The organism is Microbacterium sp. nov. GSS16, assembly GCF_028198145.1.
Taxonomy (GTDB): Bacteria; Actinomycetota; Actinomycetes; order Actinomycetales; family Microbacteriaceae; genus Microbacterium.
This window is the reverse complement of record NZ_CP116338.1, coordinates 2,665,345-2,687,718: the sequence shown is the minus strand read 5'-3', so window position 1 is coordinate 2,687,718 and position 22,374 is coordinate 2,665,345. Positions and strand designations below refer to the sequence as shown.

Annotated in this window: 21 protein-coding genes; 11 read left to right on the top strand and 10 right to left on the bottom strand. The window is 70.5% G+C overall.

The features are described from left to right. Position 1: 1 nt before the first annotated feature. The 4 genes from PGB26_RS12825 to PGB26_RS12810 are packed head-to-tail and all read right to left on the bottom strand — an operon-like array spanning position 2 to position 4,312. Positions 2-925: an AAA family ATPase gene (locus PGB26_RS12825; protein WP_271639672.1), complete on the bottom strand. Its 924-nt coding sequence runs from the start codon at positions 923-925 to the stop codon at positions 2-4. Positions 926-981: 56 nt separating this feature from the next. Further along, positions 982-2,214 (bottom strand): DUF4350 domain-containing protein, encoded by a 1,233-nt coding sequence (locus PGB26_RS12820; protein WP_271638021.1) that lies wholly within the window; start codon positions 2,212-2,214, stop codon positions 982-984. Then, entirely contained in the window at positions 2,211-2,873 is a 663-nt protein-coding gene (locus PGB26_RS12815) for a DUF4129 domain-containing protein (protein ID WP_271638020.1), read from the bottom strand. The genes PGB26_RS12820 and PGB26_RS12815 overlap by 4 nt, the downstream gene beginning before the upstream one ends. Next, positions 2,870-4,312: a hypothetical protein gene (locus PGB26_RS12810; RefSeq protein WP_271638019.1), complete on the bottom strand. Its 1,443-nt coding sequence runs from the start codon at positions 4,310-4,312 to the stop codon at positions 2,870-2,872. Before PGB26_RS12810 ends, PGB26_RS12815 begins: the two co-directional genes overlap by 4 nt. Positions 4,313-4,529: 217 nt before the next feature. On the opposite strand from PGB26_RS12810, the gene mtrA reads away from it, so the two are divergent. From mtrA to hpf, 5 genes are all read left to right on the top strand, one after another. Beyond that, a complete protein-coding gene (mtrA, locus tag PGB26_RS12805) occupies positions 4,530-5,210 on the top strand; it encodes an MtrAB system response regulator MtrA (protein WP_271638018.1) in 681 nt (226 codons plus the stop codon). 14 nt (positions 5,211-5,224) lie between these two features. Then, positions 5,225-6,967, top strand: a complete 1,743-nt coding sequence (mtrB, locus tag PGB26_RS12800; RefSeq protein WP_271638017.1) for an MtrAB system histidine kinase MtrB — start codon at positions 5,225-5,227, stop codon at positions 6,965-6,967. After that, entirely contained in the window at positions 6,964-8,682 is a 1,719-nt protein-coding gene (locus PGB26_RS12795; RefSeq protein ID WP_271638016.1) for an LpqB family beta-propeller domain-containing protein, read from the top strand. The genes mtrB and PGB26_RS12795 overlap by 4 nt, the downstream gene beginning before the upstream one ends. A 92-nt stretch (positions 8,683-8,774) precedes the next feature. Beyond that, entirely contained in the window at positions 8,775-9,455 is a 681-nt protein-coding gene (locus tag PGB26_RS12790; RefSeq protein WP_271638015.1) for a ComF family protein, read from the top strand. 65 nt (positions 9,456-9,520) lie between these two features. Further along, entirely contained in the window at positions 9,521-10,177 is a 657-nt protein-coding gene (gene hpf, locus PGB26_RS12785) for a ribosome hibernation-promoting factor, HPF/YfiA family (RefSeq protein WP_271638013.1), read from the top strand. A gap of 62 nt (positions 10,178-10,239) precedes the next feature. Here the strand turns inward: hpf and PGB26_RS12780 are convergent, their stop codons facing one another. Beyond that, a complete protein-coding gene (locus PGB26_RS12780; RefSeq protein WP_271638012.1) occupies positions 10,240-11,565 on the bottom strand; it encodes a hypothetical protein in 1,326 nt (441 codons plus the stop codon). 89 nt (positions 11,566-11,654) lie between these two features. Next, positions 11,655-12,248, bottom strand: coding sequence for a PadR family transcriptional regulator (locus PGB26_RS12775; RefSeq protein WP_271638011.1), 594 nt, complete (start codon positions 12,246-12,248; stop codon positions 11,655-11,657). A gap of 216 nt (positions 12,249-12,464) precedes the next feature. Here PGB26_RS12775 and secA point away from each other — a divergent pair, with 216 nt between their 5' ends. Further along, positions 12,465-15,215, top strand: coding sequence for a preprotein translocase subunit SecA (gene secA, locus PGB26_RS12770; protein WP_271638010.1), 2,751 nt, complete (start codon positions 12,465-12,467; stop codon positions 15,213-15,215). 69 nt (positions 15,216-15,284) lie between these two features. Further along, positions 15,285-16,508 (top strand): pyridoxal phosphate-dependent aminotransferase, encoded by a 1,224-nt coding sequence (locus PGB26_RS12765; RefSeq protein WP_271638008.1) that lies wholly within the window; start codon positions 15,285-15,287, stop codon positions 16,506-16,508. On the opposite strand, the gene PGB26_RS12760 is transcribed toward PGB26_RS12765, so the two are convergent. Together PGB26_RS12760 and PGB26_RS12755 are read right to left on the bottom strand one after the other, a co-directional pair. Then, positions 16,456-17,661, bottom strand: a complete 1,206-nt coding sequence (locus PGB26_RS12760) for an AAA family ATPase (protein WP_271639671.1) — start codon at positions 17,659-17,661, stop codon at positions 16,456-16,458. The two genes, PGB26_RS12765 and PGB26_RS12760, sit on opposite strands and share 53 nt — an antisense overlap. Beyond that, positions 17,661-18,275 (bottom strand): SAF domain-containing protein, encoded by a 615-nt coding sequence (locus PGB26_RS12755; RefSeq protein ID WP_271638007.1) that lies wholly within the window; start codon positions 18,273-18,275, stop codon positions 17,661-17,663. Before PGB26_RS12755 ends, PGB26_RS12760 begins: the two co-directional genes overlap by 1 nt. Before the next feature lie 97 nt (positions 18,276-18,372). Here PGB26_RS12755 and PGB26_RS12750 point away from each other — a divergent pair, with 97 nt between their 5' ends. Continuing rightward, positions 18,373-18,651, top strand: coding sequence for a helix-turn-helix domain-containing protein (locus PGB26_RS12750; RefSeq protein ID WP_271638006.1), 279 nt, complete (start codon positions 18,373-18,375; stop codon positions 18,649-18,651). A gap of 30 nt (positions 18,652-18,681) precedes the next feature. Here PGB26_RS12750 and PGB26_RS12745 read toward each other — a convergent pair whose 3' ends face one another. Further along, complete coding sequence (locus tag PGB26_RS12745; protein ID WP_271638005.1) at positions 18,682-19,275, bottom strand: hypothetical protein; 594 nt, start codon at positions 19,273-19,275, stop codon at positions 18,682-18,684. A 148-nt stretch (positions 19,276-19,423) separates the two neighbouring features. Here PGB26_RS12745 and PGB26_RS12740 point away from each other — a divergent pair, with 148 nt between their 5' ends. Next, a complete protein-coding gene (locus PGB26_RS12740) occupies positions 19,424-19,816 on the top strand; it encodes an Rv3235 family protein (RefSeq protein WP_271638004.1) in 393 nt (130 codons plus the stop codon). Between the two features lie 43 nt (positions 19,817-19,859). After that, on the top strand, positions 19,860-21,338 hold the full coding sequence (locus tag PGB26_RS12735) for a sensor histidine kinase (RefSeq protein ID WP_271638003.1): 1,479 nt from the start codon (positions 19,860-19,862) through the stop codon (positions 21,336-21,338). 111 nt (positions 21,339-21,449) lie between these two features. On the opposite strand, the gene PGB26_RS12730 is transcribed toward PGB26_RS12735, so the two are convergent. Continuing rightward, complete coding sequence (locus PGB26_RS12730; RefSeq protein WP_071641453.1) at positions 21,450-21,698, bottom strand: WhiB family transcriptional regulator; 249 nt, start codon at positions 21,696-21,698, stop codon at positions 21,450-21,452. A gap of 203 nt (positions 21,699-21,901) precedes the next feature. Here PGB26_RS12730 and PGB26_RS12725 point away from each other — a divergent pair, with 203 nt between their 5' ends. Next, complete coding sequence (locus PGB26_RS12725; protein WP_271638002.1) at positions 21,902-22,318, top strand: hypothetical protein; 417 nt, start codon at positions 21,902-21,904, stop codon at positions 22,316-22,318. The last annotated feature ends 56 nt before the right edge of the window (positions 22,319-22,374 follow it).

Here is a 22,374-nt window from a genome sequence, read left to right as displayed (position 1 = left end):
GTCAGATCGGCACGCGAGTCTGCTGCACCACGGATTGCAGCACGGCGTCGGCGGAGACGCCCTCCATCTGCGCATCCGGTCGCAGCTGCAGGCGGTGACGCCATACCGGCATGAGCATGGTCTGCACGTGGTCGGGCGTCACCGCGGTCGAGGCGTTCAGCCACGCCCAGGCCTTGGCGGCGGCCAGCAGCGCGGTCGAGGCGCGGGGGCTCGCGCCCAGCTCGACCGAGGGGGAGTGTCGCGTCGCCCTGGCGAGGTCGACGACGTAGCCGAGCACGTCGTCGTTGACCTGCACCCGCGCCGCGGCATCCTGCGCCGCGCGGATCTCGTCGGCGCTGACGGCGGCCTGGACCCCGGTGAGCAGGCGAGGCGAGAATCCGCTCGCGTGCAGGCGCAGCACCGAGACCTCGGCGTCGCGCTCCGGCATGCCGACGACGAGCTTCATCAGGAACCGGTCGAGCTGCGCCTCGGGCAGCGTGTACGTGCCCTCGTGCTCGACGGGGTTCTGCGTGGCGGCGACGAGGAACGGGTCGGGCAGCGGACGGCTCAGGCCATCGGCTGACACCTGGCGCTCCTCCATGGCCTCGAGCAGGGCCGCCTGCGTCTTCGGCGGCGTGCGGTTGATCTCGTCGGCGAGCAGGATGTTGGTGAAGACGGGCCCTGCGCGGAACTCGAATTCGCCGGTGCGGGCGTCGTAGACGAGGGAGCCGGTGACATCGCCCGGCATGAGGTCGGGGGTGAACTGCACGCGCTTGGTGTCGAGCCCCACGGCGCGGGCGAAGCTGCGCACCACGAGGGTCTTCGCCACGCCCGGCACGCCCTCCAGCAGCACGTGCCCGCGCGCCAGCAGCGCCACGAGCAGACCGGTGACCGTGCCGGCCTGCCCGACCACGGCCTTGTCGACCTCGGTGCGCACGCGGTGCATCGCCTGGCGCAGCGCGTCGTCGTCCAGCGTGGCTGTGGGGGTGGTGCACTCGTCGCTCACGGGCGATTCCTTTCGGTATGGGCGGCGTCGACCGCCGTCTCGAGTTCGGCGAGTCGTCTGGCGAGCTCGACGAGCTCGCGGTCGTCGGTGGGGGCGGTGCCGCCGAGCAGATCGTGCAGCGATCCCCGGGGGATTCCGAGTCGATCGGATGCCGCGTCGGCGACCTCCACGGCCGTCGCCCGGGCACTGAGGGCGAGGCGCTGTGCGAGTCTGGCGCGCGTGCCCGCTCGGATCGCGGCGGCGGCATGCGCGGCATCCGCGGCCTTCGCGGTGAGACGGGCACGGCCGTGCATGGTCTCGGACGCCCGCACGGTCACCGGCAGCGACTCGGCGACCAGCGGGCCGAAGCGCGCGCCTCGCCACCAGATCGCGGCGACGCCGGCGACGAGCAGGAGCAGGATGGCCGGGGTGAGCCAGGCCGGAGTGAGCTCGCCCAGAGTCGCAGGGGCATCGGCCACCCGGTCGCCGTCTTCGAGCGATCCGACGTACCAGACCACGTGATCGGTCTGCGCGAGCAGCGCGAGCCCGAGCGCGGCGTTGCCGTCGTCTGCGAGATGACGGTTGGAGAGCATGCGGGTCGCCTCGATGAACGAGATGCGCGCTCCCTCGCGGTCGGCGATCAACAGGGCGGCGCCGCCGTCCGAGCCCCGGAAGCAGCCCTCGACGCCGTCGGCGGGGTCGAACATGCGCTCGGCCTCGACCGTTCCCGTGTCGGAGAACTCCGCGCGATCGCAGCCGGCCTCGACGGCGCCGAGTCCGCCTGCACCGGTGCCGAGCTCGAGCAGCTCGAGCATCCGGGCGCTCGTGCTGAGCAGGATCAGGCGATCGGCCCCGTCGATCAGGTCGAGTACCGCGGTGTCGGTGAGGGCGACGGGGTCGGCCAGCACCAGCGCGCTGCCGGGCTCGAGCGCGGCGGCGGCCGCCGCGCGGCTGCGCACCACCTCCACCTCGGTGCCCTGCTGGCGCACGAGCTCGGCTATCGCCTTCGCGCCGCCCGGCGCCGGCGACTCGGGATTGAGCACGCCGCCCAGCGGAGGAGCGGTGCTGACCAGGCGCAGCGAGAGCAGTGCGATGCCGATCAGCAGGGCGACGACGAAGACCCAGCCGAGCACGTTGCCGCGGCGGCCCGGTCGCCGTGCGGCGGCCGTGCTTCCCGCAGCGTCGGCAGGGGAGGTGTTGCTCGAGTCGGCTGCGCCCGCGCTGTTCGTGCTGATGTCGGTCGTGCTCATGCGTGCACCGTCCCGGCATCGGCGGTCAGGCGTGGCGCGGTGTTCCGGACGCGGTCGTCTGCGGCAGCGAGGGTGCGGTAGTCGGCCTCGCTCGCGGGCGCTCCGAGATAGCGCACCGCATCGAAGAGCGTGGCCGCCTCGTGCAGCGTCTGCGTGAGCTGCGGCAGAGCGGGCGCGGCCTCGCGAGCGATGCCCTGTGCGGTGGCGCCGGGGGCGGGGTCGATGAGGTCTCGCTCGAGCAGTCCGCGGGCGAGTGCGCGGAAGCGCAGCACGACCGCGCCGTCCCAGTCGCCCTCGCGCGCGCGGCGCTCCGCGTCGGTGCGCAGCTGCGCCGCCGAGCGGTCGTCCTTCTCGCCGAGCAGGTCGGCGCGTCCGCGCATCGCCCTGGAGGCGCGGGGCCTGCCCCAGACGAGGAGGGCGACGACCACCGCGGCGACCACGACGATCGTGATCATCGTGAGCGCCAGAGGCGCGACGGCGCCCGTTCCGTCGCCGTCGAACAGCCCGAAGAACCAGTCTGCGACGTCAGCGGCGAGCTGATCGAACCAGTTCGGCTTCGCCGCCTGGTACTCGGGCTTCGACAGCTCCTCCTGCGCGCGACGACGCGCCTCGTCGCCGTCGGGCACGAACACGTCTGCGGCGGCGAGCAGTGCGATCATCCGGCTCCGCCCGGTGCGGCCCAGTCGTCGGAGGAGGACGCGGTCGGCGGTGACGAAGGCGCAGCGCTCGGGGTCTGCGGCATCGGCGGCTGGGGCGGGGCGGCGTAGGGCGGCAGCTGCCCGGACGCGGGCGATGCGCCGGAGGCGGGCGGCTGCACCGGATACGTCTGCCCGGGGTGGCCCTGTGCCGCCTGCTGCTGGCCGGGGTAGGGCTGGCCGGAGTACTGCTGGCCGGCGTAGGGCTGAGCGCCGTACTGCTGGACGGGGTACGGCTGAGTCCCGTACAGCTGGCCGGGGTAGGGCTGAGCGCCGTACTGCTGGACGGGGTACGGCTGAGTCCCATACGGCTGAGTGCCGTACTGCTCGCCGGGGTGAGTGCTCGGTGCGTACCCGGCGTACGCCGGTGCCTGCTGCTTGGGCGGGGGAGTCTTCGACACCGCGCGCGCCGGATCGACCGCGTAGGGGTCGCCGAGCTCGTCGTCCGATGCGCCGTGGGCGCTGCGCTCGACGAAGCGGATCAGGGTCTGGTCGAGGCCCTCGTAGCGCATGCGGCTGTCGAGATAGATGAGAGTTGCGCCCGTGCCCTGCACGACGAGGGTGATGGCCTGCACGGCGAGCACGAGGATCTGCGGCAGGATCGTCAGCGCCAGGAAGCCGATCACCTCGCTCTCATCCGGCGATCCGGACGGCGCCATCACGCCGCCGAGGACGCCGGAGAGGATCGAGCCCGGCACGCTCACCACCTGAGCGGCGAGGCCCATGATCGCGCCGATGAGGAACATCACGCCGAGGGCGGGCCAGAAGCGGCCGCGGATGAGACGCCACGAACGCACGAGCGCCGCGCCCAGCGGCGCCCGCTCCAGAACCAGAGCCGCGGGCACGACCAGCAGCTTCGTGCTCAGCCAGACCACCAGCGGGATGCTCGCCAGCACGAGCAGAACCACCAGGCCGATGGCGAGACCGATCGATCCGCCCGAGAAGTCGCTGCCGGCCATGATCGCGATCGCGGCGCCGGCGATGGCGAGCATCCAGAGCAGCACCGCGAGCCCCTGCAGCAGCGCGAAGGCGAACAGCCGCCAGAACGCGGGACGAACCCGCGACCACAGCGAGCGCAGCGGGGCCCTCCGCCCGAGGGCGGCGAACGACACGTCGGCGGCGACCAGGCCCTGCACGATCGAGGTGAACGCCACGCTCGCCAGAGTCAGCACGATGCCGACGACGATGCCCAGCGCGACGGTCCCGGCGATGATCGGGCCCTGATCCGGCGATCCCGCCGGCACGCTCGCGATGCGGGCGGCCGAGAAGCCCGCGACGAGCACGATCACGACGACGGCGATGGCCGTGATGCCGAACTGCACCGCGACGGCGAATCCGAACAGCACCTTCGGGTTGTGCCTCAGAGCGCTGAACGATCGCCCCAAAATCATCCCGAACGTCATCGGGTGCAATGGGATCGCACTCTTCCTCGGTGCCGGGGTCCAGGTCTGACCGCTCATTCGCACTCCCTCCCTGCGCCCTCCCATCGTGGCACATGCCCCCGACCGGACGCGTGCTCCGCCTCCGCGCGCGAAGAGCATTCTCAAGTAGGCTGATCCGAGTCGCCTCCCCGGGGCGCTGCCGGTGCCGCACAGGAAGAAAGCTGAGGCTGAGCGGAACATGACCTCTCGTATCCTCGTGGTCGACGACGACACGGCGCTCGCCGAGATGATCGGCATCGTGCTGCGCACCGAGGGCTTCGAGGCGCTGTTCTGCGCCGACGGCGCGCTGGCTGTCGACGAATGGCGCTCGAGCCGGCCCGACCTGGTGCTTCTCGATCTCATGCTGCCCGGGATGGACGGCATCGAGATCTGCACCCGCATCCGAGCCGAGTCCGGCGTCCCCGTCATCATGCTCACGGCCCGCAGCGACACGGCCGACGTGGTGCGCGGGCTCGAGGTCGGCGCCGACGACTACATCGTCAAGCCGTTCAACCCGAAAGAGCTCGTCGCGCGCATCCGCACCCGTCTCCGCCCCGCGCCGCAGGCCGAGACCGAGGTGCTTCGCGTCGGCGATCTGACGATCGACGTCGATGCGCACGAGGTGCGCCGCGGAACGGCTCCCATCGCGCTGACCCCGCTCGAGTTCCAGCTGCTCGTCGCCCTGGCATCCAAGCCGCAGCAGGTCTTCTCGCGCGAGATGCTTCTCGAGCAGGTGTGGGGCTATCACTATAAGGCCGACACGCGCCTCGTGAACGTGCACGTGCAGCGCCTGCGGGCGAAGGTCGAACTCGACCCCGACAACCCGCGCATCGTCACGACCGTCCGCGGGGTGGGCTACCGCGCCGGCAGCGTCGGCTAGATCCGATCGTGGCCGTGAATCCTCCGACGCGCGTCACCGCAGCGCTCTGGGGCGGGCCTCGCCGTTGGCCCGACGTCGTCTCCGGCCTGTGGCGCACCTCGATGCGCTTCCGCGCCACGGCGATAACCCTGCTGCTCACGTCGCTCGCGATCTTCATCATCTGCGTGGTGATCGCCCTGGTCATCCGCGGCGATCTCTTCGAATCGCGCAAGGACGAAGCGCTGCACAACGCTCGCGCAGCGGTGTCGGCTGCGCAGAAGCAGCTCGACTCGGGGCAGACCGGAGATGATCGCGCGACGATCGCGGCGGTGTGGGGGGAAGCGCAGCGCGTGCTGGGCCGCACGGCCTCGTCGAGCCGCATCGTCGGCTTCATCTCCGCGGCACAGGGCGACGGCTACACGCCGACCGGTTTCCGCAGCCTGGAGTACTCGTCGGGGCAGCTGGCGCTCAGCGACGAGCTGCGCACGCGCGTGACGCAGGTGACGACGCGCCAGGCCTGGCAGTCGATCGCCCTGCCCCAGCCCGATGGCACCGTCGCCGCGGGCATCGTCGTCGGGCAGTTGCTCGAGTTCCGCGGCGTCGGCACATACGAGGTGTACATCGCGTACGACCTGGCAGACGCCGACGAGACCCTGCTCTTCGTGCAGCGCACCCTCTGGTTCGCCGGACTCACCCTGGTGGCGCTCATCACGGCGATCCTCTGGCTCGTCCTGCGCTCGGTGTCGGCACCGATCGTCGAGGCGGCCGAGACCAGTGAGCGCCTCGCCGCGGGCGACCTCGAGGTGCGCCTTCCCGTGTACGGCGAAGACGAGCTCGCGAGTCTCGGACGCTCGTTCAACGCGATGGCAGACAGCATTCAGAGTCAGATCAGAGAGCTCGCCGAGCTCTCGCTCGTGCAGCAGCGCTTCGTCTCGGACGTCTCGCACGAGCTGCGCACGCCGCTGACGACGATCCGCCTCGCCGCGGAGATGATCAACGACACCAGGCACGATTTCGATCCGGTCACCGCCCGCACCGCCGAGCTGCTGCACACCCAGGTGCAGCGCTTCGAGACCCTGCTGGCCGATCTGCTCGAGATCAGCCGATACGACGCGGGATCCGTGCAGCTCGAGGTCGAGGCGACCAGCCTCGCTCAGCTCGCGGAGGAGATGGTCGATCAGATGCGACCGCTCGCAGCCGCGCACGGCAGCGAGCTGCGGCTCGTGGCGCCGGGTGGCTACTCACCCGTCGACATGGACCCGCGCCGGGTGCGCCGGGTGCTGCGCAACCTCATCGGCAATGCGATCGAGCACGGCGAGGGCGAGCCGATCGTCATCACCGTCGACAGCGATCAGCACGCCGTGGCCATCGGCGTGCGCGACTTCGGGCTCGGCATGCGCCCCGAAGACGCCGAGCACGTGTTCGACCGGTTCTGGCGCGCCGATCCGTCGCGCAAGCGCACGATCGGCGGAACCGGTCTCGGGCTCTCGATCGCACTCGGCGACGCCAGACTGCACCGCGGAACCCTGGACGTGTGGTCGGAGCTGGGCGTCGGTACGAACTTCGTGCTGACCATCCCGCGCGGCCCTGACATCGAGGTCGGGCGCGGTCCTGTGCCGCTGGAGCCGACGGAGGGCGTCGTCGACCTGATCGATGTCACCGAGCCGATCACGCTGCGCGGTGCGCGGGACGAGCCCGAAGCGGGCGCCCCGGAGCCGAGCGACGGCGATCCCGGCCGCCCCGGCGATCTCGGCGAGAAGGGACGGCGGAGACCATGACCTCGCGCACGGGCATCCGTCTTCTGTCGGCGCTCGCCGCCGCGCTGGCCGCCGCGGTCGTGCTGGCCGGCTGCACCGGACTGCCCACCTCCGGCCCTCCCAACGCGGGACTCGCGGTGGGGGAGGAGATCGAGGAGCCCCCCTTCTCGTTCATCGCCGACGATCCCGAGCCCGGCGCGGGCCCCGCGCGGATCGTCGAGGGATTCCTCGACGCGTCGATGTCGCCCGCTGATTCGTGGAAGACGGCCAGGAAGTTCCTCACCGACGACTTCCAGAGCACATGGAAGCCCGACGCCGGTGTCACCATCGACAAGTCGGTTGAGGATCGCGACTACGACTCGACGGTCGAGTCGGATGACGAGGACGCCACCTCGGCGGAGGTCAGCGTGTCGCTCGCGCAGGTGGCGAGCGTGGACGGCACGGGGGCTTACAGCGCCGACACCGGCACGGCGAACGCCACCTACCGCCTCGTGCGCGAGAAGGGCGGCGAGTGGCGGATCGCCGAGGCACCCGACGGCGTCACCCTCGACGTCGAGACGTTCTCGCAGGTCTACGAGAAGTTCTCGCTGAAGTACTTCGACCCCACCTGGACGCACCTCGTGCCGGATGTGCGCTGGTTCCCCCGCCGGGCGGCCATGGCGACGACGGTGGTGCGGGCGCTGATCTCGGGTGAGCCGAGCGAATGGCTCGCTCCGGCCGTGCGGCCGTTCTCGTCCGACGTCGAGATGGTCGGCGATGCGGTCACGGTTGACGCGGCGCAGGTCGCGTCCGTGCCCCTGAACCGCGCCGCGCTCTCTGCCTCGCCGACCGACCTGGCGCGGATGCGCACCCAGCTGGAGGCGAGCCTGCAGGGCGCGGGCGTCGCCGAGGTGCGGCTGCTCGTCGACGGCGTCCCGCTCGACGCGGGTCGCATCACGGTCGACGACCCGATCGTCGACCCCGGGGTGCTGGTGCTCGGCGACGAGATGTTCGGCACCGCCACATCGGGCGGCGAGATCGCTCCGGTCCGCGGTCTCACGGGGCAGATCGCGAAGATCGACGACCCGATCGCCGCAGTCGACGTCTCGGCCGACGCACAGCTCGCCTCCGTGCAGCTGCGCGACGGGCGCGTGTTCGCGGTGAGCGAGGGCCACACGAATCAGGTCGACGGTCGCTCCGGCCTGATCACGCCGTCACTCGATCCGTTCGGGCTGATCTGGACCGTCCCGACCTCGAACCCGACCGCGGTGCAGGCGTCGACCGCGCAGGCCGAGCCATCGGCCGTCGCCGACGCCTGGCCGTCGGCGGATGCCATCAACCAGCTGCGCGTGTCGGCCGACGGCGCGCGGGTCGCGGCGATCGTCACCTCGGGGGGCGAGCGCCGCCTCGTCGTCGCCTCGATCATCCGCGACGAGGAGCAGCGTCCGATCAGCCTCGGCACGCCCTACTACGACGTAGCGCAGCTCTCCGGAGCGGTTCAGGGGCTGTCGTGGGTCGGCGCCGATGCGGTCGCCGTGCTCAGCGCCACACCGGACCCGACGCTGACGACGCACATGATCGGCGGCCCATCGGCGGTCTCGTCGGCGCCGGCGGGGGCGGTCGCGCTCTCGGGAGCGAAGACGGTCACCGGGGTGCGCGTGCTGTCCACCGATCAGTCGGTGTACGCCCTGCGCGGCTCGTTCTGGCAGGAGGCGATCGCAGACGTGCGCGTGCTCGGCACCCGAGCGGGTTACTGAGTCGTCCTGCACCGGGGCGCGGAGCGCCGAGTTGTCCCCGACAGACGCGCTGCGCCGTGCGCGCGTTCCGCGCGATCAGGCACTGTCGACGCATGGACGCGGATTCCTGGCGACGGATCGGCGGCGACGCGCTCGCCCTGCTGCTCGCGGCGAGCTGCCCCGGATGCGACCGCAGCGGCACTCTGCTGTGCGATGGATGCCGGATGCTGCTGCGCGCCGATCCGCAGCAGGTGCGCACGCCGGAGGGCATGCCCGTGCACGCCGCGCTGCGATACGAGGGTGTCCCCGCGCGCGCGATCAGGCGACTGAAGGAGGACGGCGCGACCATGCTCGCCCGTCCGCTCGGCGCGGCGCTGACCGGCATCCTGGGCACGAGCGGCGCCGGGGCTCTCATCGTGCCGGTGCCCACCAGCCGCGCAGCCTTCCGCCGTCGCGGCTACCGGGTGCCGGATCTCTTGGTCCGCCGCGCCGGCGCGAGCGCGCACCGGCTGCTGGTGCCCGCACGGCGCACCGGCGATCAGCGCGGCCTGGGTCGCGAGGCGCGCGCTCGCAACGTCTCGGCCAGCATGCGCGCCGCCCGCCACGGGCGGGGGAGGGTCGTCATCGTCGACGACGTGGTGACCACCGGGGCGACACTCGATGAGGCGGCACGGGCGCTGCGCGCCGCCGGATTCACCCCCGTGTGCGCCGTCGCGCTCGCCGCGACACCGCGTCTGCACGACACGGTGAAATCATCGGGAGCGGATAGTGACATGTCGGTGTACGGCGACTAGCGTAGGGGGTCACAAGGCGACCACGGTCCGCCCTTGGCCGGGCGGACCGGGACAAGGAGACAGTGATGGAAACGAGCATCGTCGGCGTCGGAGTGAGCATCTCCGATCGATTCCGCACCGTTGTCGAAGAGAAGACAGCCCGTATCCAGACGCTCGCCCCGCGGGCGCAGCGACTCGAGATCAAGGTCACCCACCGTGCCTATCGCAACGGCCGGATACCCGATGAGACGGTCGAGCTCACGCTGCTCAGCAAGGGCCCGGTGATCCGGGCTGAAGCGGTCGATCCCGACAAGTTCGCGGCCTTCGACATGGCGCTCGACAAGCTCGCCGAGCAGCTGCGCCGCGCCAAGGAGAAGAGGATCGACGGGCGCAACCACCCCCGCGGTGCCCACTTCGAGAAGGAGAGCGGAGCGCTCGCCGGAATCGACGTGCAGCCGGCTTCGGTCGACGTGCTGCGCGCCGTGGCCACCGGAGCCATCCCCGTCCAGAGCGACGAGGAAGAGGAGTACTCGCCCGTCGTCATCCGCACCAAGAGCTTCGACGCCGAATGGATGACCGTCGAGGAGGCCGTCGATCGCATGGAGCTGGTCGGGCACGACTTCTTCCTCTTCGTCGACGCCCGCACCGACCACCCGAGCGTCGTATACCGCCGCAAGGGCTGGGACTACGGTGTCATCTCGCTGACCACCGCGGCCCCGCCCGAGGAGGCCATCGCCTCCTGATCGCATGAGAGGCGCCTTCCCCTCGGGGAAGGCGCCTCTGTCTGTCTGAGCTTGCCAGAGGGCTAGTCGAAGATGCCGTCGAGGATGCTGCCGATGACCAGGCCGCCGAGGACGCCGCCCATGATGTCGCCGCCGCCCATGCCGCCGCGGCGGCCCCCGCCACCCCAGCTGTCGCCGCCCCAGCCCTGGTTCTGCGGTCGGGACGAGTCGATGTCGCGCTGAGCGAGCTGCAGGGCTTCGGATGCCAGCAGCGCCACCCGCCGAGCGGCGGCCAGCGCCTGCTCGCGGGTGTCTTCGGCGGGGAGCATCGCGGGGACGTCCATGCGCAGCCGCTCGGCTTCGGCGAGTCGCGTGCGCGCATCGGCGCCGATCCAGCCGCGATGCCCGGCGATCAGACCGCGCGCCACGCCCAGCTGGCGATCGGCGTCGTCGAGGGCGTGCTGCACGTGGTCGAGAGAGGGCAACGGGTTCTGTGCGCGGTACTGCGCCTTCGCGATGGCGTCGTCGAGGGCCGTGTTGGCCGCGCGCAGCTGGGTGAGCTCGGCGAACGGATCGTTGCGGGTGCCGGACGGCGCGAGTGCGAGCAGCGCCTCCTCGAGCTCGCCGGTCGCCTTCGCCACCTCTGGCGTCTGCGGTGCGTTGCGGGCGGCGACGATGTCGCCCCGTGAATCGGCGACCACGTCCGCGAGCGTCGACTCGGCGCGCAGGGCCTGGATCTCGAAGTCCTCGACAGCGTCGAGGAGGGCGCCGGCGCGGCGCACGGCTTCGGTCGCCGTCTCGAGCGCGAGGTTCGCCTCCTCGTTCTGGCGGGCGGCCCGGCGACGCTCCGACACGTCGGCGCTGTGCGTGGCGAACGCGAGCAGCTGCTCGGCCTCATCGCCGGACGAGGCGATGCGGCGCATCGCGGTCTCGGAGTACCGCGACGAGAGACGCTCGATCGTCGAGCGCGCCTGGGGGATGCGCGCGGCGAGCGACTGTGCATCCCGACGCACCTGCGCGATGATCTCTGGGGCCCGGCGCACCTTCGCGACCGTCTCGGCGAGCTCACCGGTCTTCTCGTCGAGCAGGCTCTCGGCCCACTCGCACAGCTGCACGATCCGCGCGTTGCGAGTGCGCAGCTCTTCGGTCGTGTCGGGGATCTCGTCGTGGTTCAGCTGGTGCAGCTGGAACGCCTCGCCGAGGTGGGTGCGCACCGACCGCAGCGCGTTGCCGAGGTCGGCGGTCAGCGAGTCGCCCAGCTCGGCCTGTGCGAACGCGAGCTCGTCCGAGGTGGTGCGGATGCGCTCGTCGGCGGCGACCAGTGCCTGCTCGGCGCGGCGCGCCAGATCCGCGTCCTGCGCTGCGAGCGCTTCATCTTCACGTCTGCGTCTGCCCCAGAATCCGGCCATGTGACGATCCTACGGTCGAGGTCGATGCGCGTGCTGTGCATCCGATGCGCCGTGCGCGAACGTCACGGCCGCGTCGGCCGACGTCGACGTCAGGCGGGGGTCTTCGCGGGCCGGCCGCGCTTGGGGCGGTCGGTCGACAGCGCGAGCTGCATGGCCTGCAGCGGCTGCTCGCCGAGGCGCCGCTCGAGGTGATCGAGCCAGCGCGTCTCGGCCTCTGCGGCGAAGATCATCGAGTCGACCACCAGTGAGCGGGCGAGCTCTTCCGGGTCGCTCGCATCGGCACCCGCGCCGCGTGCCTCGGTCAGCTGGTGCAGCTGCTGCAGCGAGGCTGTCCGCTGTCGTCGGATGACGGCGCCGACGTCCACTCCGGGCAGGGTCGCGGCGACCGCCAGCTTGACGGCCAGCTCGTCGCGGGTGCCGTGCGCGCGCTCGACGGGTGATCCCAGCCAGTCGCGCACGTTCGCGCGCCCGGCAGCGGTGATCTCCCAGTACACGTGCCCGCGCTCGTCGACCGCGCCCCTCTCGACGAGGCCGTCGCGCTCAAGGCGCTCGAGCGTGTTGTAGATCTGGCCCACGTTGAGCGGCCAGGTGGAGCCCGTGCGACGATCGAACTCGGCGCGCAGCTGATAGCCGTAGCACGGCCCCTGGTCGAGGATGGCGAGCAGGCTCTGGCGGACGGACATGGTGACTCCTCGACCGGACGCACCGGTATCGCGTTTCTCGGTATATGCATATCCGGCAACATCGGATGCTCGTCGCAGCCCGCCCGGCGTGTCCGTTCGCCGTGAGCGTGCGCCGACCCGCCGGTGCACAGCGTGCGCAGGTCACGCGCCGGTAACATGGCAAAGCATGTCCGGTGCAGACCGTTGTTCCGGGACGTATACCCAAGGGAGACATCCGTGGCGAATCCTCTCGAGAAGCTGCTGCGCGCGGGCGAGGGACGCATCCTCCGCAGGCTCAAGCAGGTCGCGAAGGCCGTGAACGCGCTCGAAGACGACTTCGAGAAGCTCACCGACGACGAGCTGCGGAATGAGACCGCCGAGCTGCGCGCGCGGTTCGACAAGGGTGAGACGCTCGACCAGCTGATGCCAGAGGCCTTCGCCGCCGTGCGCGAGGCCGCGCGCCGCACCCTCGGTATGCGCGCTTACGACGTGCAGATCATGGGCGGTGCGGCCCTGCACTTCGGCAACATCGCCGAGATGAAGACCGGTGAGGGCAAGACGCTCGTCGCGGCCTTCCCCTCCTATCTCAACGCCATCGCAGGCAAGGGCGTGCACGTCATCACGGTCAACGACTTCCTCGCCTCGTACCAGTCCGAGCTGATGGGCCGCGTGCACCGGGCGCTGGGAATGTCCACCGGGACCATCGTCTCCGGTCAGACCCCGGAGGTGCGCCGCCAGCAGTACGCGGCCGACATCACCTACGGCACGAACAACGAGTTCGGCTTCGACTACCTGCGCGACAACATGGCATGGCGCAAGGAGGACCTCGTCCAGCGCGAGCACTTCTTCGCGATCGTCGACGAGGTCGACTCGATCCTCATCGACGAGGCCCGCACCCCGCTCATCATCTCCGGACCGTCGTCGGGCGAGGCCAACCGATGGTTCACCGAATTCGCCAAGATCGCCCGCACCCTCGAGCCCGGCGTCGACTACGAAGTCGACGAGAAGAAGCGCACCATCGGAGTCCTCGAGCCCGGCATCGAGAAGGTCGAGGACTACCTCGGCATCGACAACCTGTACGAGTCGGCCAACACCCCGCTGATCTCGTTCCTGAACAACTCGATCAAGGCCATCGCCCTGTTCAAGCGCGACACCGACTACGTCGTGATGAACGACGAGGTCATGATCGTCGACGAGCACACCGGCCGCATCCTCGTGGGGCGCCGCTACAACGAGGGCATCCACCAGGCGATCGAGGCCAAGGAGTCCGTCCCCGTCAAGGCCGAGAACCAGACGCTGGCCACCGTCACCCTGCAGAACTACTTCCGCCTCTACGACAAGCTCGCCGGCATGACCGGAACCGCCGAGACCGAGGCGGCCGAGTTCATGTCGACCTACAAGCTCGGCGTCGTGCCCATTCCCACCAACCGCCCGATGATCCGCAAGGACCAGCCGGACCTCGTCTACAAGAACGAGCAGGCGAAGTTCGCCCAGGTCGTCGAGGACATCGCCGAGCGGCACAAGGCGGGTCAGCCCGTGCTCGTCGGCACCGTGAGCGTCGAGAAGAGCGAATACCTCTCGCGCCTGCTCGCGAAGAAGGGCGTCAAGCACGAGGTGCTCAACGCCAAGAACCACGCGCGCGAGGCGGAGATCGTCGCGCTCGCCGGAAAGCTCGGTGCGGTCACGGTCGCCACCAATATGGCCGGCCGAGGAACCGACATCATGCTCGGCGGCAACGCCGAGTTCCTCGCGGTGCAGGAGCTCAAGGCCAAGGGCCTCGATCCGGAGGAGACTCCTGAGGAGTACGAGGCCGCGTGGGACGACACCTACGAGGCGATGAAGAAGAAGGTCGCTGAGGACGGCGTCAAGGTCGCCGAGGCCGGCGGCCTGTACGTGCTCGGCACCGAGCGTCACGAGTCGCGTCGCATCGACAACCAGCTGCGCGGACGCTCGGGCCGTCAGGGCGACCCCGGTGAGAGCCGCTTTTACCTCAGCCTCACCGACGACCTGATGCGCCTGTTCCAGTCGGGCGCGGCCGAGGCCATCCTGGCCCGCACGAACTTCCCCGACGACGTGCCGATCGAGTCGGGCCTGGTCAGCCGCGCCATCCGCAGCGCCCAGTCGCAGGTCGAGGCGCGCAACGCCGAGATGCGCAAGAACGTGCTGAAGTACGACGACGTGCTGAACCGCCAGCGCGAGGCGATCTACGCCGACCGTCGGCAGATCCTGCACGGCGATGACATCGCCGACCGCGTGCAGCACTTCATCGAGGATGCCATCGGCGGGATCGTCGACGACCACACCAGCACGGGTCACACCGAGAGCTGGGACTTCGACGCGCTGTGGGCAGAGCTCAAGACGCTGTACCCGATGGACGTGACGATCGACGAGGTCGTCGCCGAGGCGGGCGACCGCAAGGGCGCCATCACCGCCGAGGGCCTCAAGCGCGAGCTGCTCTCGGATGCGCGCATCGCGTACGAGAAGCGCGAGCAGACGCTCGGCGAGGCCGCGACCCGCGAGCTCGAGCGTCGCGTCGTGCTGCAGGTGCTGGATCGTCGCTGGCGCGATCACCTGTACGAGATGGACTACCTGAAGGACGGCATCGGCCTGCGGGCCATGGCGCAGCGCGACCCGTTGATCGAGTACCAGCGCGAGGGGTACGCGATGTTCCAGGCGATGATGGGCCAGATCAAGGAGGAGTCGGTCGGCTACCTCTTCAACCTCGAGGTCGAGGTGCGTCGTGCGGGCGAGGACCAGACCGAGGTCGAGGCCAAGGGCCTGGTCGACGAGCAGCCCGTCCAGAAGCTGGAGTATTCGGCGCCGAACGACGCCGGCGACGTCGAGGTGCGCAACGAGAGCGGCCAGGTGCAGAAGGCGGCCACCGCGCGGGCGTCAGCGCGCGGCGCGTTCGGTCAGTCGGTGGATGCCGATGAGCAGCCCGCCGGCAACCGTGAGCAGCGACGGGCGCAGAGCAAGAAGAAGAAGTAGTGCGCGCGGACGCGGGCGGCGGACGTCGCCCGCGTCAGCTCACTCTGCCGCTGCCGGTATCCTTGCGGAATGACCCGCCGCACACTTGATCAGTCGTCGAAGCTGAGGAACGTTCTCTACGAGATCCGCGGCAAGGCACTGGTCGAGGCGGCGCGCCTGGAGTCCGAGGGGCACCAGATCCTCAAGCTGAACACCGGCAACCCCGCGACCTTCGGTTTCGAGGCGCCACACCAGATCGTGCGCGACATGCTCGCGGCCCTGCCCACCGCGCACGGCTACAGCGAGAGCAAGGGCGTGATCACCGCTCGTCGTGCCGTCGTCAGCCGGTACGAGGAGATCGAGGGCTTCCCGCGCTTCGACCCCGACGACGTCTTCCTCGGCAACGGCGTCTCCGAGCTGATCACCATGGTCATGCAGGCGCTGCTCGACGAGGGCGACGAGGTGCTCATCCCCGCCCCGGACTATCCGCTGTGGACGGCGATGACCTCGCTCGCCGGCGGCACGCCGGTGCATTACGTCTGCGATGAGGAGAACGGCTGGCAGCCCGACCTCGACGACATCCGCTCGAAGGTGACGCCGCGCACCAAGGCGATCGTCATCATCAACCCCAACAACCCGACCGGCGCCGTGTACTCGAGAGAGGTGCTCGAGGGTCTCGTGCAGATCGCCAGAGAGAACGAGCTGCTGCTGCTCTCCGACGAGATCTATGACCGCATCCTGTTCGACGAGGCGACGCACATCCCCACTGCGACGCTCGCCCCCGATCTGCTCTGCCTCACCTTCAACGGGCTCTCCAAGACCTACCGGGTCGCCGGATACCGCTCCGGATGGCTCGTCATCACGGGGCCGAAGTCGCACGCGCAGGGGTTCCTCGAGGGCATCACCCTATTGGCATCCACCCGTCTGTGCCCCAACGTGCCCGCGCAGTTCGCCGTGCAGGCGGCTCTCGGCGGGGTGCAGTCGATCGACTCGCTGATCGCGCCGACCGGCCGACTGCACGAGCAGCGAGACATCGCGTGGCGCGGTCTCGAGTCGATCCCCGGCGTCAGCTGCGTGAAGCCCGCAGGAGCGCTGTACGCCTTCCCGCGGCTCGACCCCGAGGTACACGAGATCCGCGACGACGAGAAGCTCGTCTACGACCTGCTCGTGTCGGAGAAGATCCTGCTCGTGCAGGGCACCGGATTCAACTGGGCGACCCCGGACCACCTGCGCGTCGTGACCCTGCCCGAGGCCCGCGTGCTCAGCGAGGCGATCGAGCGCCTCGGGAACTTCCTCTCCAGCTACCGGCAGTGACCTCGGCGCGAGCGCCGAGGCCGGCGGCGATGCGCCGCACCGAGCTGACGAGCTGAGAGCGCGGCGAGACGTCGGCGATCGCCTTGGCGTGCAGTGCCGCGGCATCGGCCGCACGTTGATCCTGCGGGACGAAGGCGACGTCGTCGATCCCCGCGAACCGGCTCAGCGTGCGACGGATCTGCCCCCTCGCATCGATGCCGAGGGGACCGGGACGCGCCCGGTTGGCCACCACCGTCACGGGCGTGTCTCCCACCAGATGACGCAGCTCGGCGTACCCCCGAAGGAAGCGGCTGACGCCGAGCGGATCCGCACCGAGCACCGCGACAACCTCATCCGCCTCGAGCAGCACGGCGGCGGTGGCCGCGTGGCGCAGCGGCGCATCGGGCCCGAGCAGATCGTCGTCTTCGTCGAAGGCCGCTGCGACGTCGACGACGATCTCGTCCTGCCAGTCCCGGGCGACCGCGAGCGTCGCGCGCACGCGCGCCGCTGCGAGCTCCGGCCACCGGCTGGGACGATTGAGCCCGCTGAGCACGCCGAGCGCTCCCGCCGATGTCTCCAGCGTCACCGCGAGCCGCGCCAGCTCGGCGACGTCGAGGCTGCCCAGCTGCGCTCGCCGGCACGCGGCGGCGAGCCCCGGCGACTCATCGCCCAGCCCCAGCTGCAGCGCGACCGACGGTGCCACGGTGTCGGCATCGACCAGCGCGGTGCGGCGTCCCGCCCTGGTCAACTCCACCGCGAGCTGGATGGCCAGCGTGGTGCGCCCGGGTGCGCCGTGCGGCCCCCACACCGCCAGCACGCGGGGAGGCCGGGCGGGATCGGAAGCTTCGCCGGCGCCGCTGCCGCCGGCGATGGTGGCGAGGACGTGCGCGGCGGGCGTGTCGAACGGCAGGGGAGCGGGCAGCCCGAAGCGCGACGCGATCCGCGAATCGGTCGTGCCGACGGGCACCACGCGCACCGCCGCGCGATCGCAGGCGCTGATCAGCTCGGCCGTCAGCAGCGAGCGGATCGGCGGCACGAGCAGCGCGTCGATCCCGCTCAGCTGCAGAGCGGGCACGGCGTCTGGCGGCACGAGCGCGACCCGCGCCCCCTCGAGCTCGAGATCGGTCGCGAGCAGCGCCGCATCGGGCCCGTCGTCGACGAGGATCAGATTCATCACGAGCCCGCCCCCACAGGGACGATCGAGATGGCGTCCCCGCCCGTGATCGCAGCGAGCACGTCGGCGACATCGGCCCGGTCGACGATGACCTCGACGTCGGTGCGCGCTCCCGCCAGCATCCCCTCCTCCTCCGCGACGCGCGCGACGACCGCGTCGGCGACGAGGATGCGGGGCTCTTCGAACGCGCGGCCGTCCTCGATCGGAGGCGCATGCCACAGCTCGACGAACGCGCCGCTCGTGACATCGGCCGGCACGGCTGTGCTGCCGATCACGACCGACGTGGTTCTCAGGTCGTCGGCGCCTCCGACGGCGGCGAGCGGCACCAGCTCCCCGGCGGCGAGCGTGCGCACCGCGACCGCGCCTGACTCGAGACTGTGCGGGGCGAGATAGGAGTCCCCTAGCGACCCGAGCCCCACCTCCACGACCTGCAGGTCGGCAGAGCTGATCGACTCGCCGGGAAGCACCGTCCGCGTCGCCTGGAGCACCGGAGCGGTCTGACGTGAGGTCGAGACCAGGATCCAGACGCCGGCGACCGAGGCGATCACGAGCGCCACGCCGATCACGAAGCGCAGGTCGCCGAAGAACGGGCGATGGGCACGGGAGCGGATCATCCAGACATCGTCACAGAAGTCGGATGATCGCCGCCGAAGTTATCCACAGCGGCCTGTCCGCGACGGCTTTCATCCACCGGCGGGGGAGAATGAAGGCATGTCCGACGCATCCAGAGAGGCTCCGCGCTTCCTCGCGCCCGCGCAGGTGGCGGAGCTTCTCAGCATCGAGGTCGACGAAGTCATCGACCTCGTGCACGAGGGGCGCCTGCGCGGATCCCGGGTCGGATCGCCGCCGAGATGGCGGGTCGAGCACGCCAGCCTCGCCGAGTACCTCGACGCGCAGTCCGAGGAGGCGCGCCGGATGGCGCTCTGGCGGCAGTCGAACGAGGCCAGCTTCCCCGAGGTGTGGGGGACCGCGCCGCTCCGGAGGGACTGACAGCGTTCCCGGCTCCAGCAGGCCGACCGCTCAGACGACGCCGGAGGCGTCTTCGACGCGCACCCAGCTGAGGGCGGTGAACGGGATGCTTCGGAACCCGCGCACCGCGCGCACGCGTCGAGGTTCGTGCGGATCGTGCAGAGCGAGATCGAGATGGTCCGCACCCGCGCGATCGATCGTGCCGTGCTGCGGGTCGCCCGAACGCCTGCCCACCGTCACGGGCACCCGCCGCCGTGCGAGGTCGCGCAGGACGAACCCGAGCGTCATCCGCCCGCGCAGGCCGCCGTCGGGCGGGTCGGCCGAGACACTGCCGAGCAGGGTGCCGTGGTCGACCGCGACCGAGTCGACAGCCCCCAGCGGCGCGATCCTCATCCGGGAGTCACCGCCCGCGTTCACTCCCACCCAGTCGGCGCCGACCACGCGCAGCACGGCATCCCATCGCTCGCCGCCGACCAGCTCCAGCACCATCCTGCCCTCGGTCGCGCTCATCGCACGCAGGCGGTCGTGCAACGTCAGCTTCGAGATGCGCAGTCGCTCGGACTCGGCATCCAGCGCCGCCCGCTCCGCCTCCCACTCGGCCGCGAGCTGGCCCTCGAGGTCGTCGAAGAGATGATCCCATTCCACGCTGTCGACAGTAGAGGAGAACCGATCGGCATCATGCGGGTTATCCACAGCCGGGTGCGGACGCCCTCGTCACGGCCGAGGCCCTGTGCTACTTTCGTGGGGTTCGCTACGAAGATGAGCAGCACCACGAGCCGGGGGGTATCGCGGAATGACGACGACGTTGAACGAGTACTTCGCTCCGCAGCCGACCTCGGCGGCAGAGCTGCCCGATCCGGTGCCGCTGCTGCGCAGTCTGACGCAGGGGGCGCTGGAGGTGCTCGCCGGTGTGCGCGAGGTCGACCAGCTCGCGCGATGGTTCAGCGAAGACGCGTTCCGCGCTCTCGTCACCAGAGCGAACCTGTCGGCACGCGCTCGCAGCGCGCGCAACCAGGCGCCGACCCGCCCGAGCTTCCAGATCCTGTCGATCCGCGAGAGCGCGCCCGTCGACAATGTGATCGAAGCGGTCGTGGTGGTGGCGGGGCCCGGGCGCACGCGCGCCGTCGCGATCCGGCTGGAGGGCTTCGACGCCAGATGGCGGGCGAGCTCACTCGCCATCCTCTGATCGCTTCTCTGAACGGCGGGCGAGGCGCCAGTAGGCTGAAAGCGTGTCAACACTCAGCGACCTCGTCCACGCCCAGGGTCTTCTCACCGATGCGGATGTCGAGTGGCTCCATCGTCTGGCAGGCGACGGCCAGCTGCTGGCCGATCTCGCCTCGGCCGACATGGTGATCTGGATAAAGACCGCCGACGGCTCGTTCGTCGCCGTCACCCACTCCCGCCCGAGCGGCGCAGCCACCCTGTTCTACCGCGACCTCGTCGGTGAGAAGGTGCGTCCGCAGTGGCGCACACAGGTGCAGTCCGCATTCGAGTCCGGTGCGATCGTCGACTCGTCATCGCCGGACTGGTTCGAGGAGACTCCGACCCGGGTGCGGGCCGTGCCGGTGCGCCGCCGGGAGGGGAAGGATGAGGGGGAGATCATCGGCGTCCTCACGCGGCACACCAACCTCGGTGAGGTGCGGATGCCGTCGCGCCAGCAGATCAGCTTCGACGAGTGCGCGAACGACCTGTTCCACATGATCGCCTCGGGCGAGTTCCCCGACCTGGCCGCACCCACGGCACCGCGCCGCGGAGCGCCGCGTGCGTCGGACGGACTGATCCGTCTCGATGTGGACGGCATCACGACCTTCGCGAGCCCCAACGCGCTGTCCGCGTTCAACCGGATGGGTTTCGATGACGAGCTCGAGGGGGAGTCGCTCGCCGAGGTCACCACGCGCCTCGTGCCGCCGTCGCGCCAGGTCGACGAGTCGCTGCCCGTCGTCGTCACCGGTCGCGCACCCTGGCGCACCGACATGGAGGCGCGCGGTGTGACGGTGTCGCTGCGAGCGATCCCGCTGAAGGATCACGGCACCCGGATCGGTGCGATCGTGCTGTGCCGCGATGTTTCGGAGCTTCGCCACCAGGAGCAGGAGCTGATCACCAAGGACGCCACGATCCGCGAGATCCACCACCGTGTGAAGAACAACCTGCAGACCGTCGCGTCGCTGCTGCGCATCCAGGCCCGTCGCACGCACTCCGATGAGGCGCGCGAGGCGCTCACTCAGGCGATGCGGCGCGTCGAGTCGATCGCGGTCGTGCATGACACCCTGGCCAGCGGTCTCGCGCAGACGGTCGACTTCGACGAGGTGTTCGACCGGGTGCTCAAGCTCGTCGCCGAGGTGGCCGCCGCGCCCAACACCCGCGCGCGCACGCAGCTCGAGGGTCGCTTCGGCGTGCTGCCGAGCGAGTACGCGACCCCGCTCGCCCTGGCTCTCACCGAGGTGGTGACGAACGCCGTCGAGCACGGTCTCGCGGGTCAGGAGGGCACTGTGCACATCGAGGCGACCCGCACTTCGGAGCTGCTGCGCGTGACGGTGGCGGACAGCGGGCACGGCCTGCCCGAGGGGCGGGTGGGCCAGGGCCTGGGCACGCAGATCGTGCGCACGCTCATCCAGGGCGAGCTCAGCGGCAGCATCGAGTGGAAGGGCGCCGAAGGCGAGGGCACCGAGGTGGTCATCGAGATCCCGATGCGCTGGATCTCGGTCTGACCCGGACGACGCCGTCCCGCACCGCGCAGAAGCGCCGGTCATCGCTCAGGATGACCGGCGCTTCTGCGATCGTGGGTGCTTGGGATCGGATCGGGAGGCTGGCGGCCGGGGTCAGCCGGCGCGGCGTGCGCGGGCGGCGCGGCGCTTGAGAGCGCGACGCTCGTCTTCGGACAGGCCGCCCCAGACGCCCGAGTCCTGGCCGGACTCGAGGGCGTACTGCAGGCAGATCTCGGTGACGGTGCAGGTGGCGCACACGGCCTTCGCCTTCTCGATCTGGTCGACGGCCGGTCCGGTGTTCCCGACGGGGAAGAACAGCTCGGGGTCGACGGTCAGGCAGGCTGCTTTATCGCGCCAATCCATACGGGGGGCTCCTCAGAGATAGTGTTTCGGTGCGGGCGCCGTTCGCGCGGCGCTCAGATCGGGTGAGCGGATCGGGGTCGGCTACCCTGGTGATGCGGGCGATCGCCCGCCCCACTCCGATGTGGGAGCACATGGCTTGTTCCATTGTGTTACAGACGCAGTTTGAAATCAAGGGTTTTATGCAGCTCTTGAGAGGAGCACCCGTGCGCCCTTCCGGCCCGACCATAGCCGCCGCCATCGTTCTCGCCCTGGAGGGCATCGCGCTGGGCATCGTCAGCATCATCGAGCTGCTGGCGCTGGGCGGCGGTGGGACGTCGTCGACCATCGGCGGCATCGCGCTCATCGTGCTCACCCTCATCGCCGCCGTCGCGCTCGGCGCGTTCTCGTGGGGCACGCTGCGTCGTGCGTCCTGGGCGCGATCGGGAGGAGTGGTGTTCCAGGTGCTCGGGGTCGCCCTCGGGCTGGCTTCGCTCAGCCTCGAGCCCAGGGTGTGGCTGTTCACCCTCGGAGTCGGCGGGCCCGCGCTGATCGGCCTGGTGCTGCTGATCAGCGCCACGCGCCGCGACGGCGCATCCGATCCGCGGCTGCGGCGCGGCGACGAGCCGGGCCAGCGGGGCTGAGCCGGGCGACCGGGGCTGAGCCGGGCGACCGGGGCTGAGAGGGGCGCCCGCGGCTG